Annotated in this window: 14 protein-coding genes; 6 read left to right on the top strand and 8 right to left on the bottom strand. The window is 61.3% G+C overall.

The features are described from left to right. Positions 1–166 precede the first annotated feature (166 nt). Positions 167–478, top strand: coding sequence for a plasmid stabilization protein (locus ASF27_RS21310; protein ID WP_082478724.1), 312 nt, complete (start codon positions 167–169; stop codon positions 476–478). A gap of 41 nt (positions 479–519) precedes the next feature. Here the strand turns inward: ASF27_RS21310 and ASF27_RS00240 are convergent, their stop codons facing one another. Further along, positions 520–1,731: an NADP-dependent isocitrate dehydrogenase gene (locus tag ASF27_RS00240; protein ID WP_056093930.1), complete on the bottom strand. Its 1,212-nt coding sequence runs from the start codon at positions 1,729–1,731 to the stop codon at positions 520–522. Positions 1,732–1,951: 220 nt separating this feature from the next. Between ASF27_RS00240 and ASF27_RS00235 the strand changes: the two genes are divergently transcribed. Both ASF27_RS00235 and ASF27_RS00230 read left to right on the top strand, forming a co-directional pair. Continuing rightward, the gene (locus ASF27_RS00235) at positions 1,952–2,500 is read left to right on the top strand and encodes a formaldehyde-activating enzyme (RefSeq protein ID WP_056171605.1); all 549 of its coding nucleotides are present in this window, start codon (positions 1,952–1,954) and stop codon (positions 2,498–2,500) included. 4 nt (positions 2,501–2,504) lie between these two features. After that, the gene (locus tag ASF27_RS00230) at positions 2,505–3,233 is read left to right on the top strand and encodes an RNA methyltransferase (RefSeq protein WP_056356861.1); all 729 of its coding nucleotides are present in this window, start codon (positions 2,505–2,507) and stop codon (positions 3,231–3,233) included. A gap of 173 nt (positions 3,234–3,406) precedes the next feature. On the opposite strand, the gene ASF27_RS00225 is transcribed toward ASF27_RS00230, so the two are convergent. The 3 genes from ASF27_RS00225 to ASF27_RS00215 form a co-directional block, all read right to left on the bottom strand. Next, the gene (locus ASF27_RS00225; protein WP_056171601.1) at positions 3,407–4,702 is read right to left on the bottom strand and encodes an aminotransferase class I/II-fold pyridoxal phosphate-dependent enzyme; all 1,296 of its coding nucleotides are present in this window, start codon (positions 4,700–4,702) and stop codon (positions 3,407–3,409) included. Positions 4,703–4,731: 29 nt separating this feature from the next. Continuing rightward, a complete protein-coding gene (locus tag ASF27_RS00220) occupies positions 4,732–5,127 on the bottom strand; it encodes a response regulator (RefSeq protein ID WP_056171599.1) in 396 nt (131 codons plus the stop codon). Between the two features lie 198 nt (positions 5,128–5,325). Then, complete coding sequence (locus ASF27_RS00215) at positions 5,326–6,603, bottom strand: O-acetylhomoserine aminocarboxypropyltransferase (protein ID WP_056357792.1); 1,278 nt, start codon at positions 6,601–6,603, stop codon at positions 5,326–5,328. A gap of 231 nt (positions 6,604–6,834) precedes the next feature. Between ASF27_RS00215 and ASF27_RS00210 the strand changes: the two genes are divergently transcribed. Together ASF27_RS00210 and ASF27_RS00205 are read left to right on the top strand one after the other, a co-directional pair. Further along, complete coding sequence (locus ASF27_RS00210; protein ID WP_056356858.1) at positions 6,835–7,182, top strand: DUF3140 domain-containing protein; 348 nt, start codon at positions 6,835–6,837, stop codon at positions 7,180–7,182. A 190-nt stretch (positions 7,183–7,372) separates the two neighbouring features. Continuing rightward, the gene (locus tag ASF27_RS00205) at positions 7,373–8,656 is read left to right on the top strand and encodes an MFS transporter (RefSeq protein ID WP_056357789.1); all 1,284 of its coding nucleotides are present in this window, start codon (positions 7,373–7,375) and stop codon (positions 8,654–8,656) included. Positions 8,657–8,664: 8 nt separating this feature from the next. Here the strand turns inward: ASF27_RS00205 and ASF27_RS22795 are convergent, their stop codons facing one another. From ASF27_RS22795 to ASF27_RS00200, 4 genes are read right to left on the bottom strand one after another with little or no spacing between them, the layout of a single operon-like run. After that, positions 8,665–9,321 (bottom strand): hypothetical protein, encoded by a 657-nt coding sequence (locus ASF27_RS22795; RefSeq protein ID WP_210166256.1) that lies wholly within the window; start codon positions 9,319–9,321, stop codon positions 8,665–8,667. Then, positions 9,305–10,366, bottom strand: a complete 1,062-nt coding sequence (locus ASF27_RS21305) for a DUF262 domain-containing protein (RefSeq protein WP_082478723.1) — start codon at positions 10,364–10,366, stop codon at positions 9,305–9,307. Before ASF27_RS21305 ends, ASF27_RS22795 begins: the two co-directional genes overlap by 17 nt. Next, complete coding sequence (locus tag ASF27_RS21940) at positions 10,363–11,640, bottom strand: hypothetical protein (RefSeq protein ID WP_156467408.1); 1,278 nt, start codon at positions 11,638–11,640, stop codon at positions 10,363–10,365. Before ASF27_RS21940 ends, ASF27_RS21305 begins: the two co-directional genes overlap by 4 nt. Positions 11,641–11,671: 31 nt before the next feature. After that, the gene (locus ASF27_RS00200; protein ID WP_082478722.1) at positions 11,672–12,094 is read right to left on the bottom strand and encodes a CoA-binding protein; all 423 of its coding nucleotides are present in this window, start codon (positions 12,092–12,094) and stop codon (positions 11,672–11,674) included. Between the two features lie 59 nt (positions 12,095–12,153). On the opposite strand from ASF27_RS00200, the gene ASF27_RS00195 reads away from it, so the two are divergent. Continuing rightward, positions 12,154–12,594, top strand: a complete 441-nt coding sequence (locus ASF27_RS00195) for a PaaI family thioesterase (RefSeq protein WP_056356849.1) — start codon at positions 12,154–12,156, stop codon at positions 12,592–12,594. Positions 12,595–12,782 lie beyond the last annotated feature (188 nt).

Here is a 12,782-nt window from a genome sequence, read left to right as displayed (position 1 = left end):
TACGCACGCATGCTATCGGACATAGCCCTGCAGTGAACCGAAGATGCGATAGGCGAGTTGAGTTCGTGAAGGTCAGGCATTCTCGAAAGCCCGATTGTTGCGTCATCTTCGCTTGGTGGATCAGGGAGCGTCGTTGGGGCGGGGAGCGACGGAAGGAGACAAGGCGGTGCCGCAGGGAGACAAGTCGCGCTACACCGATAAGCAAGTGCGTAAAGCCGACCACATCGCGGAGTCGTATGAGGCCCGCGGTGTTCCGGAGGATGAAGCCAAGGCTCGTGCCTGGGCCACCGTGAACAAGGACGACGGTGGTGGAAAGAAGCCTGGCGGAGCCGGCCGCGGCCGCTCGAGTGATCATCCGGCTGCCAGGAAAGGCGGCGAAATTGGTGGCAAGGGGTCCGCAGCGCGTACGGCGGAACAGCGCTCGGCCTCGGCGAAAAAAGCTGCCGAGACGCGCAAGCGGAATGCCGCCAACGCCTGAAACGCAGCCCTGCCCGATGCAGGGCCGCGCTCGGCTTCGGATCAGGCCATCGCGGCTTTGAGGTGCTGATCGACCTTGTCGAGGAAGCCTGTGGTCGAGAGCCATTTCTGATCAGGGCCGACGAGAAGGGCGAGGTCCTTGGTCATGAACCCGGCCTCGACGGTATCGACGCAGACGGTCTCCAGGGTCGTGGCAAACTTGGCCAGATCCGCGTTTCCGTCGAGCTTGGCCCGGTGCGCAAGGCCCCGCGACCATGCGAAGATCGACGCGATGGAGTTGGTCGAGGTCTCCTTGCCCTTCTGGTGTTCTCGGTAGTGCCGCGTCACCGTACCGTGAGCCGCCTCGGCCTCGACGGTCTGGCCGTCTGGGGTGAGGAGCACGGAGGTCATCAGGCCGAGCGAGCCGAACCCCTGCGCCACGGTGTCGGACTGCACGTCGCCGTCGTAGTTCTTGCAGGCCCAGACGTAGCCGCCCGACCACTTGAGGGCCGAGGCCACCATATCGTCGATGAGGCGGTGCTCGTAGGTGATGCCGGCGGCATCGAACTTGGCCTTGAACTCGTTCTGGAACACCTCCTCGAACAGGTCCTTGAAGCGGCCGTCATAGGCCTTGAGAATCGTGTTCTTGGTCGAGAGGTAGACCGGATACTTGCGGTTGAGGCCGTAGTTCATCGAGGCGCGGGCGAAATCGCGGATCGAATCGTCGAGGTTGTACATCGCCTGGGCGACGCCGGGGGAGGGGAAGTTGAACACCTCCCGCTCGATGACCGTGCCGTCCTCGCCCTCGAACTTGATGGTCAGGCGGCCCTTGCCCGGCACCTTGAAATCGGTCGCCTTGTACTGGTCGCCGTAGGCGTGGCGGCCGACGACGATGGGCTGAGTCCAGCCCGGCACGAGGCGGGGCACATTCTTGCAGATGATCGGCTCGCGGAAAATCACGCCGCCGAGGATGTTGCGGATCGTGCCGTTGGGCGACTTCCACATTTCCTTGAGGTTGAATTCCTTTACCCGCTGCTCGTCGGGGGTAATGGTGGCGCACTTCACGCCCACACCGTGGCGCTTGATCGCCTCGGCCGCCTCGACGGTCACCCGGTCGCCCGTGGCGTCGCGGTGCTCGACTCCCAGATCGTAGTACTCGAGGTCGAGGTCGAGATAGGGATGGATGAGCTTGGTCTTGATCTCGCTCCAGATGATCCGGGTCATCTCGTCGCCGTCGAGTTCGACGACGGGCTTGGCTACCTTGATCTTATCCATCGCGTGTCAGGCCTTCCGCAAAAATCCCGAGGGGCCCCATGCAAATGCCGTGCGGCCGCGGGCAGGGTCATAGCGCGGGCGTTCCAACGGCGAAAGCCGCCAGGGACCCATCACGCCGTGACAGGGGACGGCATCTGTCAGGTGGGGGCCGGGGCTGGACATTCGGTGCGCAAGGGGGGATCTGGCTACCATCACGCAACGAGACGGAACGGGAAAGCCCATGAGCGAACGCATCATCCTGCGAGCCGGCGAGGCCCTGGTCGCGGGTGGCCCGCCCAACACCGCCGCCGAGCCGGAAGTCATCATCGGGGAACTCGATGGGCCCGTCGGCACCGCGCTCGCTACACTGACGGGCGATCAGGTGGTGGGACACAGCCGCGTCTTTGCGCTGCTGAATACGGACATCATGGTCCGGCCGGTGACCCTGTGCGTGTCCAAGGTCAGCGTGACCGAGAGCAAATACACCTCGATCCTCATGGGCACCGTGCAGTTCGCCATCGCCAATGGGGTGCTGGACGCTGTGCGGCTCGGCTACATTCCCAAAGACAGAGCCAACGATCTCGGGATCATCTGCTCGGTCTGGCTGAGCCCCGGTGTGATCGAGGCCGAGACCGTCGATCACAAGGCCCTGTTCGAAATCCAGCGGAAGGGGATGACGGAGGCTATCCGCAAGGCGATGTCCAACGAGCCGTCCATCGACTGGCTTCTGGAGAACCAGGACAAGATCATTCACAAGTACTACCAGATGGGTCTCGACGGGAAAATCTAGTCCGATGCCGAGCGCGCCTGTCGTCGTCCTCGTCGAGCCGCAGCTGGCCGAGAACATCGGCATGGTCGCGCGTGCCATGGCAAATTTCGGCCTGTCCGAACTCCGGCTTGTTGCGCCGAAGAATGGCTGGCCGAAGAAGGGTGTGCGCGAGGCGGCTTCGGGCGCGACCCACATCCTTGATGGTGCGGCGGTGTTCGACACCGTCGCGGAGGCCATCGCCGACCTTCACTATGTCCTAGCTACGACGGCGCGCGAGCGCGGGCAGATGAAACGCGTCGTGGGGCCCGAGGACGCCATGCGCGACGTCGCTGCCCGCGCCGGCCAGCGGACCGGGATCCTGTTCGGGCGAGAACGGGCGGGCTTGAGCAACGATGAAGTCTCCCTCGCCGACGCCATCGTGACGTTCCCGGTGACGGAGGAGTTCCCGTCTCTCAACCTCGCCCAGGGGGTCCTCCTCGTCGGCTACGAATGGCGCCGTGCGGCGGGGCTCGCGAAGCTGCCGTTCTCGGGCGAGATGCTGTCGCCGCCTGCGACCCGCGAGGCTATGGCGTCCCTCGTCGGGACCCTGGAGGACAGCCTGGCGACGGCCGGGTTCTATCCGCCGGAGAAGCGCGAGATCATCGCCCGCAACATGCGGGACATGCTGCACCGCATGGCGATGACGGAGCAGGACGTACGCACTTTGCGCGGCGCCCTTCGCGCCCTCAACGGCGGGCGTCATCGTCGAGGGTGATTGGCGGACGTAGGCTGGTATTGCTCGATCAGTCTCGGCTTCCACCCTTTCGGAAGGCTGACGCGCCGCTTGCCGGTGCCGGTCACCATCGGGAGCATGGAAAGAAGGCTGCGATCCTCGTCGCCCATGGAGCACGAGGTGTGCGCAGATGAGGAGCGGACCGCGAGACGAATTCAGCCGACCTGTGCCAGTGCCTGATCGATGTCGGCGATGAGATCTTCGGCGTTCTCCAAGCCGATCGAGAGGCGCACGGTCTCGGGCCCAACGAGCGCGGCGGCCTTCTCGTGCGGCAGCAGCTGGCGGTGCGTCGTCGTCGCCGGATGAATGGCCAGGGACTTGATCTCGCCGATGTTGACGAGGTGCGAGATGAGCCGGAGGCCCATGATGAACTTGACCGCCGCGGGCTCGCCGCCCTTCAGGGCGAAGGTGAAGATCGAGCCCGGTCCGTCCGGGACGTACTTCGCCGCCAGCGCTTCGCCGGCTTGACCGGGCAGGGCCGGGTAGCTGACCCAATCGACGGCGGGATGATCCCTGAGAAAGCCCGCCACCGCCTTGGCATTCGCACAGTGGCGCGCCATGCGCAGCGGCAGGGTTTCGATGCCCGTCAGCGTCAGGAAAGCGTTCATCGGCGAGAGGCCGGGCCCGAGTTCGCGCAGGCCGAACAGGCGACAGGCCACCGCGAAGCTGAAATCGGGAAAGCGCTCCGTGATGACGAGGCCGTCGTAATCTTCCCACGGCTCGGCGATGAGGTTGTAGCGGTCGCCCGCCGCCTTCCAGTCGAACGTGCCGGCGTCGCAGATCACGCCGCCGATGGTCTGACCGGAGCCGCCGAGGAACTTCGACGTCGAGTGCATGACGATGTCGGCGCCATGCTCGATGGGACGGATCAGCGCCGGGGAGGCGAGGGTGTTGTCGACGATGAGCGGCAGCCTATGCCGACGCGCGACCTCCGCGATGCCCGCCAGATCCATCACGGTGGCACACGGATTCACGATGGATTCGCAGACGATGGCCTTCGTCTCGGGCGTGATCGCCGCTTCGAAATCCGCCGGGGTGAGACCCTGGGCGAATTGCGCCTTCATGTCGTAGCGCTTGTCGAGGCGGGTGATGAGGCCGAGGGAGCCGCCGAACAGGCGCGGGGAGACGACGTAGGCATCGCCGCTGCGCATCAGCGTCATCAGGATGAGCAGGAGGGCCGACTGCCCGGAGGAGACCGCCACGGCGGAGGCGGCACCCTCCAGGGCGGCGACGCGGCGCTCGAGGGCGGCCACCGTCGGGTTGGAGCCGCGCGAGTACGAGAACCCGGTCCGGCGCATGGCGAAGATGTCGGCGGCCTGCTCCGTCGACTCGAACACGAAGCCGTTGGTGAAGTAGATCGGCTGCACCCGGGCGCCCGTGGCGGGGTCGGGCGCCGCGCCGGCATGGATGGCGGCGGTGGCGAAGCGGTGGGGTCTGGTCTCGCTGGCCATGGGGCCTTTTCTCGAATTCTGTCAGGGAGTTAGGCGGCCCGGTGCACGAAGGCGCGCAGGGTGCGGACGAGGGTCGAGGGTTCGTAGGGCTTCGGGATGAACCGGGCGCCGTCCGGCATGTCGTGGGGCCCGGGCGTGCCCATGCCGGAGACGACGAGGACGGGGATGTCGGGCCAGCGATGGGCCACGAGGCGGGCGAGGGCGAAGCCGTCCATGGAGCCGCGCGGCATGTCGACATCGGTCATCAGCACGCCGACGTCGCTGCGATTCTCCAACACCGTCAAAGCCTTGTCGGCGTGGCTCGCCTCCACCACCGTGAAGCCCGCATCCGCCAGCGTGTCGGCCGCCTCCATCAGGAGCAGGCCGTCGTCTTCGACGAGGAGCACGACGGGCAAATCTTGAGGGAGGTCAGGGGAGTGCGTCATCGGCAGCCGGACGATCTCGCGCTACGGGGTGAGTGGGGCCTATTCCCCGTCATCCATGCCGTCAACAACGGGGCGCGGCGCACGATCGTTTCACCGGCGCGGGTATGACGCGGTGCGCCGGCGCAGGCGCCGATGCGCCGAGGATCGGCCCGGTCCACGCCCCGGCCCGCGCCGGCGCGCGCGCCCGATGCGCCGCGCTCAGGCCAACGCGGCATCGAGATCCTCGATGAGGTCGGCCGGATCCTCGAGTCCGATGGACAGGCGCACCACCTCCGGTCCGGCGCCGGCCGTGATCTTCTGCGGGTCGGTGAGCTGGCGGTGAGTGGTGGAGGCCGGGTGGATCACCAGGGACCGGGTGTCGCCGATATTGGCCAGATGCGAGAACAGCTGCAGGTTCGACACGAGTTTGACGCCGGCCTCGTACCCGCCCTTGAGGCCGATGGTGAACACCGCGCCGGAGCCGAGGGGCGAATAGCGCCGGGCGAGCCCATGGTAGCGGTCGGTCTCCAGGCCCGGGTAGCTCACCCACTCTACGGCGGGGTGGTGCGCGAGGTGGTTGGCGATCGCCAGGGCGTTGTCGCAGTGGCGCTGCATCCGGAGCGGCAGGGTCTCGATGCCGTTGAGGATGAGGAAGGCGTTGAACGGCGCCAGCGCCGGCCCGAGGTCGCGCAGGCCGAGCACCCGGATCGCGATGGCGAAGGCGAAGTTTCCGAAATTCTCGGCGAGGATCATCTCGGCGTATTCGGGCCGGGGCTTCGACAGGGTCGGATAGCGGTCGTCGCCGGCCCAGTTGAAGGTGCCGCCATCGACCACGAGGCCGCCGATGGAGTTGCCGTGGCCGCCCAAGAACTTCGTCGCCGAATGCACCACGATGTCGGCGCCGTGCTCGAACGGGCGGATGAGGTACGGCGTCGCCATGGTGTTGTCGACGACGAGCGGAATGTTGTGCCGCTTGGCGATTTCGGACAACGCCGCGATGTCCGTGACGACGCCGCCGGGATTGGCGATGGATTCGCAGAAGATCGCCCGGGTGCGGGGCGTGATGGCGCGCTCGAACGACGACGGGTCGTCGGTGTCGGCCCAGACCACGTTCCAGCCGAAGTTCTTGTAGGCGTGGTTGAACTGGTTGATCGAGCCGCCGTAGAGCTTGTTCGCCGCGATGAACTCGTCGCCCGGCTGCATCAGGGCGTTCATGGTGAGGAACTCGGCGGCGTGGCCCGAGGCGACGGCCACCGCGGCCGTGCCGCCTTCCAGCGCAGCGATGCGCTCTTCCAGCACGGCGTTGGTCGGGTTGGTGATGCGCGAGTAGATGTTGCCGAAGGCCTGGAGCCCGAACAGCGACGCGGCGTGGTCGACGTCGTCGAACACGAACGACGCCGTCTGGTAGATCGGGGTCGCCCGCGCGCCCGTGGTCTTGTCGGGGGCGGCCCCCGCGTGGATCGCCAGGGTGTTGAAGCCGGGCAGGCGGTCGGTCATGAAATCCTCCTCGGGCCGGTGGGCCCGCAGCGGCACCGTTCTAGCGCCGGCCCCGCCCGCAGCGAAAGGGGCTGACCCCGTTCCGCTTAAACGAACATGCGTTCTTTGTAGCGGACGATCCCCGCAGGTCAAGCGCGGGCGCCCTGGGGCACGCGGCCACGGCCCGGAACCGCCCCGCCCCGCTGCGCGTGATCGGTGGAGCAAAGGCAAGCGAACCCGGGAGATGGCGCGGTGGCCGAGCACGACGACGCGAGCACGTGGAAAGAGTTCAAGGCGGCCGTCAACATGACCGCCTCCGCCCTGGAAAAATTTCTCGACACCGACGCGAGCCGATCCGTCGGCCAGAAGGCGAAGGGCCGCGACGAATCCATCGGCCACGCCTCCGGCCGCCGCATCGTCGACCTGTTGCACACCAAGAAGGCGGATCTCACCGAGGACGATTACGCGCACATGCGCAAGGTCGTCAGCTACATCCACCGCCACCGCGAGCAGGGCGGCCCCGACGACAAGGACGCCGTGAAGGACTCGCCCTGGCGCCTGTCGCTGATGAACTGGGGGCACGATCCGCTGAAGGATTGATCGTTTCGGGGTGCGATCCGGCCGGGTGCGTGTTGCCCCGCGTTATGCTGATCGCCGACTGACAGCGCGGGTTCCCACACCTTCCAGGAGAGGGAGCCGGTCGCGCTTGACGCCAAAACGTAAGGCAGCACGCGTCCAATCCGCGCTAGGCGCCCCCAGAAAGCTTCGCTAAAGCGGCGCCATGCGCCCCATCAGCCCCCCCGTTTCCGCCGCGCGGATCCTCATCGCCAGCTTCGTCGGCACGGCGATCGAATTCTACGACTTCTACGTCTACGCCACGGCGGCCGCCCTGGTGATCGGGCCGATCTTCTTTCCGCCCGGCGATCCGGCGGTGCAGACCCTGGCGGCGTTCGCGACGTTCTCCATCGCGTTCATCGCCCGGCCGCTCGGTGCGGCGTTCTTCGGACACTTCGGCGACCGGGTCGGCCGCAAGGCGACGCTCGTCGCGTCGCTGATGATCATGGGCCTGTCGACGGTGCTCATCGGCTGCCTGCCGACCTATGCCACCGCCGGGTGGTGGGCGCCGCTCGCGCTCTGCGTCCTGCGCTTCGGCCAGGGGCTGGGGTTCGGCGGCGAGTGGGGCGGGGCGGCGTTGCTCGCCGTGGAGAACGCCCCGCCGGGCCGCCGCGCCCTCTACGGCATCTTCCCGCAGCTCGGAGCGCCGGTCGGCTTCATCACGGCGAATCTCGGCTTCCTGGGCCTCGCCCTGGCGCTCAGCCCCGAAGACTTCCAGGCCTGGGGCTGGCGCATCCCGTTCCTGGCGAGCGCCGCGCTCGTGGGCGTCGGACTCTATGTCCGGTTGAAGCTCACCGAGACCCCGATCTTCAAGGCCGCCCTGGAGAAGGCCGCGCCCGAGCGCGTGCCGCTGGCGGTGATCTTCACCAAATACCTCCGCGCCACCTTGCTCGGCACCTTCGCCATGGTGGCCTGCTACGCGGTGTTCTACCTCTCGACGGTGTTCGCCCTCAGCTACGGCGTCTCGACCCTCGGCTTCACCCGACCGACCTTCCTGCTGTTCGAGTGCGTGGCCGTGCTGTTCATGGGGCTCGGCATCCCGCTCTCGGGCTGGGCCGCCGATGCTTACGGCCGCCGCCCCGTCCTCCTCTCGGGCCTCGCCTTCACAGCCAGCCTCGGCCTGCTCATGGGCCCGATGCTCGGCAGCGGCCAGGGCGGCCTCGTGCTGGGCTTCCTGTGCCTCGGCCTGTTCGCCATGGGCTGGCTGTTCGGCCCCATGGGGGCCCTGCTGCCGGAGCTGTTCCCGACCCGCGTGCGCTACACCGGGGCCTCCGTGACCTACAACCTCGCGGGGATCCTGGGGGCGTCCGCTGCGCCGTATCTGGCGCAGCGGCTTTCGGAATGGGGCGGTGTGGGTTGGGTGGGGGTTTATCTGGCTGTGGCGGCTGGGGTTAGTTTTGCGGCTGTGTGGTTGATGGAGGAGACTCTCTATGTACATCGCCTCCACGAGAGCGATTAGATACTCGTTTAATCTAACAATAATTCTGCAAAATTGCTTAGATCGGTAATCCAAGATTGATAAATATTCAGTGGCCTACCTGGAGGTTGGAGGGTAACAGCATCCCATGCATCATCTACGGTGGCGATTCCAAGATTTCTACAGAAAGCGAATACAGCTTTAGCAGTCTGGGAATTTCGGTGCGCATAAAAGTTTCGAAAGACGGCAATTTCCGCGAAAACAGTAGAATTCAAGCTTAGTGCATTTACTATGCTGTTGTAATTCGACAATCTGCAATCAATACTCAAAGTTTGAAGCTTGAGAGGGTCTCTGATTTTAGTTTCGTCACGGCGGGATAGAACAACCGTGCTCTTGTAATTTTTTTTGAAACGATTCGGTTCTAGTACGCTCATGACGTACAGCATCGCTTCGTCTGAACTAGCAAGTGATTGATTATGAGTTACTTGAGCGCCACCGCATGTCACACATTTGGTAGAAAGGGCAGAGACAAGGAATTCCCGATGGAGATTTATAATTATGTTATCTAGTTCGACTACACAAAAACTCAACAACGCATTTTGTTGAGCTGAACCAAGTGAGGAGCGGGAAGCATAGGTATTGTTGAGATAACGAAGTCTTCTTCTCGCTGATTTGTGTAAATAGAGAAAATTAATCGTTGGCCTCATTTTGCCGCAACCTTAATGCGTTGAAGAAATACGCAGTGCGAATACACCTCGGTTCTTTGACATTCGTTTTTTGCGAGCACGCGACATAGAAAGGATGCGTGAGTGAATCATCGTATTCTGCTGCTAAAAGCGAAATGAGATCGGGCAGCCTGAGAACCTCAATGTCATGATACTGATCAGGGTGAAAACCGGCAATGCTTTGAAGGACCGGTCCGTCGCCCTGATTTAGAGCAATCGCAGCTAATACAATAGCGTACGCAACGTGAGCCTTGAAAAAATCGGTACCATAATACTCAACTAGCGACAGAAGGGCATCAAGGCCCAACTTTATTGTACTGTAGATGTGATCTTGAAAAGGGAAATCCTTGTCATATTTAGCGTAAATGCTATCAAGTTCTTTTGACTTAGTTGTATGTATTCCGTTGTTTATAGCGAAGGCAATATCAGTTATGAACTTGTAATCTGCCATTCTGATTAAATCGCGCCTCGATAACAATCCAGCGCGAAAAAAAGCATCTTTATATTCTGTGGCAAGCGAATGAATCATCCATTTGAATTCGCCTTGATAACGAGCATTTCTCTTTTCTTCATCATTCAACGGGACATTGTTTGAGTTCATCCTTCGGAATGCCTGGCGCACTTCCGACTCAGAGACGCCTGCGAACTGGTCAATTGGAAGCGAATAAGTCAGAAAAGCTTCTTTCCACTCATCATCTAGTTGGTTATAGTTTTTTCCTTTCAGTTCTTCCGTATCGATATTTTTGGACAGTCGGAATTTATTATTGTAAAAATCCAAAAGGGCCATACTTCTTTGCTGGCCATCTACAATATCCTTGATTGTCGTTCTTGTTCTCAAATCAAGTTTTGAGTACAGAAATAATTTTGGTATTGGATACCCTAGCAGTATTGTTTCCACAAAAAAGGAGCGTGCCTCGCCCCGCCAGACCTGAGGGCTCCTCTGATACTCACGGTTCACTGTAATTTTCTGGTCAATCATTGCTGAGCAGTAGTCGCCTACGGCAACAGGAGCGGAGGATGCCTTCATCTATTTTTCCTAAAGATCACAACCGACTCTACAATCTTTAGCTTGTTGTGAGAACTGAAAGATCGCCTGTTCACAGATAGCATTGAACGTTTTTGGTTAAAGTCAATTTGTTCGGTCAGGTCCATACCAAGATTGGCAGCCATTTCAGACACGATTCCCGGAAGGTCAATAAAAATTTCTTTGTAATGTGATGTTTGGACGATAATCGCAGCTATTCCCCCAGGCTTTAAGCATTCGGAAATACTCTTGAGGGAAGCATGTAAATTAAAAAAATATTTTTGATAAAAATACTTATAATAGGTCGAAGATGCCTTGGATGGATGACCTTCTATTGCAGCCATCAGGTTTTCGACCCGTGAACCGGAGCCATCTTGCAAGCGAGTCGCAACTCCTTTGGTGATCGGTGTTCCTATCATTTCCGAGCGTATCTTATCAATGTTTACTTCGTTGCGAATGTCGAGATAAGTTAACTCTGGAAGTGTCGCCTTGACGTAGTCAATCCTTGTTAGATAGGGAGGCGATGTGACAACATAGTCGAACTTTTCACCGAATTTATGTATCGTCTGCTGGAAGTTGTCAGTTAGAATGGTTGGGCGAGGGTTAGAAGTATTCGGTTGCCTTTCATTTAGTATAATAAGTTCTTGAAACGATTTTCTGAAATTTAACTCAAAATCTTCGCTGCTAACATGAATGTCCTTTGCTATCTTGAACCATGTCGGATTTGAAAGTTTTCTTATAGCCGAAAGTCTACGGATAGATTTAAATATTAATGTATATATAGCCGAGTCTACTTCGTCATAGTTTTCGTCGTACGTCGGCTCATCCTGCTGTAGCGTGTCATGGAATGTGCTGATCGGATGGAACCCGCAACGCGGATCTAACTGCATTGCAGCTAAAGCTTTGGATAAGCGACGTTCGACTATTGAGTTAACTAAATTTATCGAAGCGGCTCTAGAAGACCGTGTAATTGCTACATGATTGAGCGCAGGATTCAGATCGATTCCTGTTGCCCGAAGGCGGTTAGAAGACGCAACAGCTGTTGTTGTTCCGGATCCATTCCACGGGTCCAAAATCGAACATCCTGGTTGTGCCCCAATGTGTTCTAGCAGTGATTTTACAAACGCACCGGAGAAAGCAGCATAGTACGGATACAAGGCTGTACGTTTTTCTTGGACCGTGAGTTTCGGACTAGGAAGGCCGATTCCATCTGGTATTTGTAGGATTTCGAAGCTTCGTGGCGTCATCACATCAATATAATCAATAGAGTTTTTCATTTATCAACTGCGCTCAACCGTTACCACTAGCCTACCGAAACATCTCAATCTTCGGACACCGATCCATCACCACCACAACCCCCTTCGCCTCCGCCCGCGCGGCGGCGGCGTCATCCCGCACCCCGACCTGCATCCAGACAAAGCGCGGCAGCCAGGGGAGGGCGAGGGCTTCGTCCACCACGCCGCCGGCCGCGTCGGAACTGCGAAAGATCTCCACCATGTCGACGGGGGCGGGCAGGTCGGCGAGGCGGGCGAGGACGGGCTGGCCCAAGAGCGTCCGGCCGCTGAGCCCGGGATTGATCGGGGTGACGTGAAACCCGCGCCCGAGCAGGAACGCCATCACGTGGTGGCTCGGCCGGGCGGGATTGGCCGAGGCGCCGACGAGGGCGATGGTCCGGGTCTCCGTGAGGATCCGGCGGATCAGGGCGGGGTCGTAGGCATCGTGATCGGACATGCCGCCATCTTGTCGGGCATGCCCCGTCATGCTGCAAGGTGGAACGGAGACCCGCCCGCATGTCCGACGCCCCCGATCTTGCTTTATCCCTGCCCGAGACCGTGGCGTTCCTCGACGCGGCGTTTCCCCAGATGGCGGCGGGCGGGCGGACCTATCATCTCGTCGGCGTCGGCCCCTTGCGCGCGACGATGCGGATGGACCATCACGAGCGGCACCTGCGCCCCGGCGGCACGGTCTCGGGTCCGTCCATGATGGCGCTGGCCGATTACGCCCTCTATGCGGCGATCCTGGCCAACATCGGCCCCGTGGCGCTGGCCGTCACCACGAGCCTCAACTTCAACTTCTTGCGAAAGCCCGGCCCGAACGGGCTGGTGGCCGAGGCGCGCCTGCTCAAGCTCGGGCGCCGGCTCGCGGTGGGCGAGGTGGCGATCACGGCCCCCGATTCGCAGGACCTCGTCTGCCACGCCACGGGGACGTATTCGATCCCGCCGGAGCGGTGAGGCGCGGAGCCGTTCTCCCAAGGGGACGATGGTTCGGGCATTCCCCGCTGGAACCGCGGCGCCTCCTACGAGAGGGGCCGGGAGAGAGTTGCGGTATCAGAATACCACTTGATCGAACCTGCTCAGAACACTGTGGTTTTCGCCATTTCGCAGTCCAAAACCGCATCCGGGCTTGACGCGCCCGCCGT

Source organism: Methylobacterium sp. Leaf102, from assembly GCF_001422425.1.
Lineage (GTDB): Bacteria > Pseudomonadota > Alphaproteobacteria > Rhizobiales > Beijerinckiaceae > Methylobacterium.
This window is presented reverse-complemented; position numbering and strand designations above follow the sequence as displayed.

Excerpts from the sequence above, each read along its gene's own strand:
- ASF27_RS22795 (WP_210166256.1), bottom strand. The coding sequence starts at position 9,321 with ATGAGGCCAACGATTAATTTTCTCTATTTACACAAATCAGCGAGAAGA.
- ASF27_RS00215 (WP_056357792.1), bottom strand. The coding sequence starts at position 6,603 with ATGACCGACCGCCTGCCCGGCTTCAACACCCTGGCGATCCACGCGGGG.
- ASF27_RS00235 (WP_056171605.1), top strand. The coding sequence starts at position 1,952 with ATGAGCGAACGCATCATCCTGCGAGCCGGCGAGGCCCTGGTCGCGGGT.
- ASF27_RS00240 (WP_056093930.1), bottom strand. The coding sequence starts at position 1,731 with ATGGATAAGATCAAGGTAGCCAAGCCCGTCGTCGAACTCGACGGCGAC.
- ASF27_RS00195 (WP_056356849.1), top strand. The coding sequence starts at position 12,154 with ATGTCCGACGCCCCCGATCTTGCTTTATCCCTGCCCGAGACCGTGGCG.
- ASF27_RS00225 (WP_056171601.1), bottom strand. The coding sequence starts at position 4,702 with ATGGCCAGCGAGACCAGACCCCACCGCTTCGCCACCGCCGCCATCCAT.
- ASF27_RS21305 (WP_082478723.1), bottom strand. The coding sequence starts at position 10,366 with ATGAAGGCATCCTCCGCTCCTGTTGCCGTAGGCGACTACTGCTCAGCA.
- ASF27_RS00220 (WP_056171599.1), bottom strand. The coding sequence starts at position 5,127 with ATGACGCACTCCCCTGACCTCCCTCAAGATTTGCCCGTCGTGCTCCTC.
- ASF27_RS00230 (WP_056356861.1), top strand. The coding sequence starts at position 2,505 with ATGCCGAGCGCGCCTGTCGTCGTCCTCGTCGAGCCGCAGCTGGCCGAG.
- ASF27_RS21940 (WP_156467408.1), bottom strand. The coding sequence starts at position 11,640 with ATGAAAAACTCTATTGATTATATTGATGTGATGACGCCACGAAGCTTC.
- ASF27_RS00200 (WP_082478722.1), bottom strand. The coding sequence starts at position 12,094 with ATGTCCGATCACGATGCCTACGACCCCGCCCTGATCCGCCGGATCCTC.